Below are 3,491 nucleotides of genomic sequence, written 5' to 3'. Positions count from 1 at the left end.
AGATCTACACCCGACCTTGAACTCTCTTTCCCTCCCCGACGCTCTTCCGATCTGCGCGAGGGCGGGGCGGGGTGAGCGGCGCACCCGGTTGGCGGGCGGGGCCCCGCCCCAGGCACGATGGAGCGGATGACGCTCACCGCCGCGCTCCCGAGAAGCGCCGACCCCGACACCCTCTACGACGCATTCGCCGGCTGGGCGAAGGAGCGCGGCCTCGACCTCTACCCCCACCAGGAGGAGGCGGTCATCGAGATCGTCTCCGGCGCGAACGTGATCATGAACACGCCGACCGGCTCCGGCAAGAGCCTGGTCGCCGTCGCGGCGCACTTCGCGGCCCTGGCCGACAACCGGACCACCTTCTACACCGCGCCGATCAAGGCGCTGGTGTCGGAGAAGTTCTTCGCGCTCTGCGAGGTCTTCGGCGCCGAGAACGTCGGCATGCTCACCGGCGACGCCAGCGTCAACGCCGACGCCCCGATCATCTGCTGCACCGCCGAGATCCTGGCCAACCTCGCGCTGCGGGAGGGGACCCGGGCGGACGTCGGCCAGGTGATCATGGACGAGTTCCACTTCTACGCCGAGCCCGACCGGGGCTGGGCGTGGCAGGTGCCGCTGATCGAGCTGCCGCAGGCACAGTTCGTCCTGATGTCCGCCACGCTCGGCGACACCACCCGGTTCGTCGACGACCTCACCCGGCGCACCGGGCGGTCCACCGCCGTCGTCCGCTCGGCCGAGCGGCCGGTCCCGCTGCTCTTCTCGTACGCGATGACCCCGCTGCACGAGACCCTCGAGGAGCTGCTCCAGACCAAGCAGGCCCCGGTCTACGTCGTGCACTTCACCCAGGCGGCCGCGCTGGAACGCGCCCAGGCGCTGATGAGCGTCAACGTCTGCACCCGGGCCGAGAAGGACATGATCGCGAGTGCGATCGGCAACTTCCGGTTCACCTCCGGCTTCGGCAAGACGCTGTCCCGGCTGGTCCGGCACGGCATCGGCGTGCACCACGCCGGCCTACTGCCCAAGTACCGCCGCCTCGTGGAGACCCTGGCCCAGGCCGGCCTGCTCAAGGTCATCTGCGGCACCGACACCCTGGGCGTCGGCATCAACGTGCCCATCCGCACCGTGCTCTTCACCGGCCTGTCCAAGTACGACGGGGTGCGCACCCGGCTGCTCAAGGCGCGCGAGTTCCACCAGATCGCCGGGCGGGCCGGGCGGGCCGGCTTCGACACCCTCGGCCGGGTGGTGGTGCAGGCGCCCGAGCACGTCATCGAGAACTCCAAGGCCCTCGCCAAGGCCGGCGACGACCCGAAGAAGCGGCGCAAGGTGGTCAAGAAGAAGCCGCCGGAGGGTTCGATCGGCTGGGGCCAGCCGACCTTCGAGCGCCTGGTCGAGGCCGAACCGGAGCCGCTGACCTCCAGCTTCCAGGTCAGCCACTCGATGCTGCTCAACGTCATCGGCCGCCCCGGCGACGCGTTCGCCTCGATGCGGCACCTGCTCACCGACAACCACGAGGACCGGGCCGCGCAGCGCCGGCACATCCGCCGCGCCATCGCCATCTACCGGGCACTGCGCGCCGGCGGGGTGGTCGAACAGCTCGACGAGCCCGACGAGGCCGGCCGCCGGGTCCGCCTCACCGTCGACCTGCAGCTCGACTTCGCGCTCAACCAGCCGCTGTCGCCGCTGGCGCTCGCCGCGATCGAGCTGCTCGACGTCCAGTCCCCCTCGTACGCCCTCGACGTGCTCTCGGTCATCGAGTCGATCCTCGACGACCCGCGGCAGGTGCTCTCCGCGCAGCAGTTCAAGGCCCGCGGCGAGGCGGTCGCCGCGATGAAGGCCGAGGGCATCGAGTACGAGGCCCGCCTCGAACTGCTCGACGAGGTGACCTGGCCCAAGCCCCTCGCGGAGCTGCTGGAGGCCGCGTACGAGATGTACCGGCAGGGCCACCCCTGGGTCGCCGACCACCAGCTCTCCCCCAAGTCCGTGGTCCGGGACATGTACGAGCGGGCGATGACCTTCACCGAGTACGTGCAGTTCTACGGGCTGTCCCGCTCGGAGGGACTGGTGCTGCGGTACCTGGCCGACGCGTTCAAGACGCTTCGGCAGACCGTGCCCGAGGACGCCAAGACCGAGGAGCTGGTCGACCTCATCGAGTGGCTGGGCGAGCTGGTGCGCCAGGTCGACTCCAGCCTGATCGACGAGTGGGAGCGGTTGCGCAACCCGTCGGACGTCGCGGAGGTCGCGGCGACCCTGGAGGACAAACCGCCGGCGGTGACCCGCAACGCCCGGGCCTTTCGGGTGCTGGTCCGCAACGCCCTGTTCCGCCGGGTGGAGCTGGCCGCGCTACGCCGCTGGTACGACCTCGGCGAACTGGACTCCGCGTCGGGCTGGGACGCCGACGCCTGGGCGGAGGCGCTGGAGCCGTACTTCGAGGCGTACGACTCGATCGGGGTGGGCCCCGACGCACGTGGGCCGGCGCTGCTGATGATCGAGCAGGGCCGGGACCGCTGGACGGTGCGGCAGATCCTCGACGACCCCGAGGGCGACCACGACTGGGGGATCAGCGCCGAGGTGGACCTCGCCGCGTCCGACGAGGCGGGGGCGGCGGTCGTCCGGATCACCGACGTCGGGCAGCTCTGAAGATTTTGTCTCCGAGGGGCCGCCCGGAATGTCCGGGCGGCCCCTTTCATCCCCTGGGCGATGTCAGGCCCGTCGATTAGAATGTGTGTACTAATCGCGCTCCTGACCTGGGAGGACGCCCGTGACCGCGCCCGCCTCCACCCCGCTCACCCCCTACGCCACGCTCCTCGGCTTCACCCGGTACGTCGACCGCACCGGGCCGACCAAGGCCACCTTCGTCGGCGGCCTGCGCAAGCAGCGGGCCAGCCGGCACGGCTTCAACCCGCACGGTCAGTTCGTCAAGGCCCTCAAGGCCGACGTCGCCTTCCACACCGGTGGCACCCACCTGGCGGGGGTGGCCGATCTGGTCAAGCCCCGCTGGCGCCCGCTCTACCAGGCGCTGGTCCCGGGGGCGACGGCCTGGCTCCAGTCGCTCGGCGAGCCGGCCGGGGTCGACCTGGCCCAGACCCGCGACGCGCTCGCCATGCTGGGCGACCTGCCCGTCAAGATCAACCCCCACTTCGGCGTCCGGTACGCCGACGGTCGCGCCGAGGCGGTCCGCCTGCACTTCGACGAGGCCCCGCCGAGCGAGGAGGCGACCCTCGCCGCCCTGCACCTGATGGCCCGGCACATGGACGCCGTCCTCCCGCACGCCGAGCCGGTCCTGGTCGACGTGCGGCGCGGCGAGACCCACCGCATGCCCGACACGATCAAGCCCGACCAGGTCGAGCAGTGGCTGGCGGGCGAGGCCGCCGCCTTCCGCGCCATCTGGTCCACCGCCGCCTAACCCACCCACCCACCCCACCCACCCACCCCACCCCCCACCCCGCCCAAGACGCACTTTCAGAGAAAGAGTGGCCATTCCGCTTGGAATAGCCACT

Annotated in this window: 2 protein-coding genes; both read left to right on the top strand. The window is 71.1% G+C overall.

Going from position 1 to position 3,491, the window contains the following annotated elements; translation table 11 throughout:
• Window positions 1-126: 126 nt before the first annotated feature.
• The gene (locus AB0I41_RS34970; RefSeq protein ID WP_357115693.1) at window positions 127-2,631 is read left to right on the top strand and encodes a DUF3516 domain-containing protein; all 2,505 of its coding nucleotides are present in this window, start codon (window positions 127-129) and stop codon (window positions 2,629-2,631) included.
• 121 nt (window positions 2,632-2,752) lie between these two features.
• Entirely contained in the window at window positions 2,753-3,397 is a 645-nt protein-coding gene (locus AB0I41_RS34965) for a hypothetical protein (RefSeq protein ID WP_357115690.1), read from the top strand.
• The last annotated feature ends 94 nt before the right edge of the window (window positions 3,398-3,491 follow it).

The organism is Micromonospora sp. NPDC050200, from assembly GCF_040656135.1.
Taxonomy (GTDB): Bacteria; Actinomycetota; Actinomycetes; order Mycobacteriales; family Micromonosporaceae; genus Micromonospora.
Note: the sequence above shows the minus strand (reverse complement) of the source record. Positions and strands in the feature narration are given on the sequence as shown.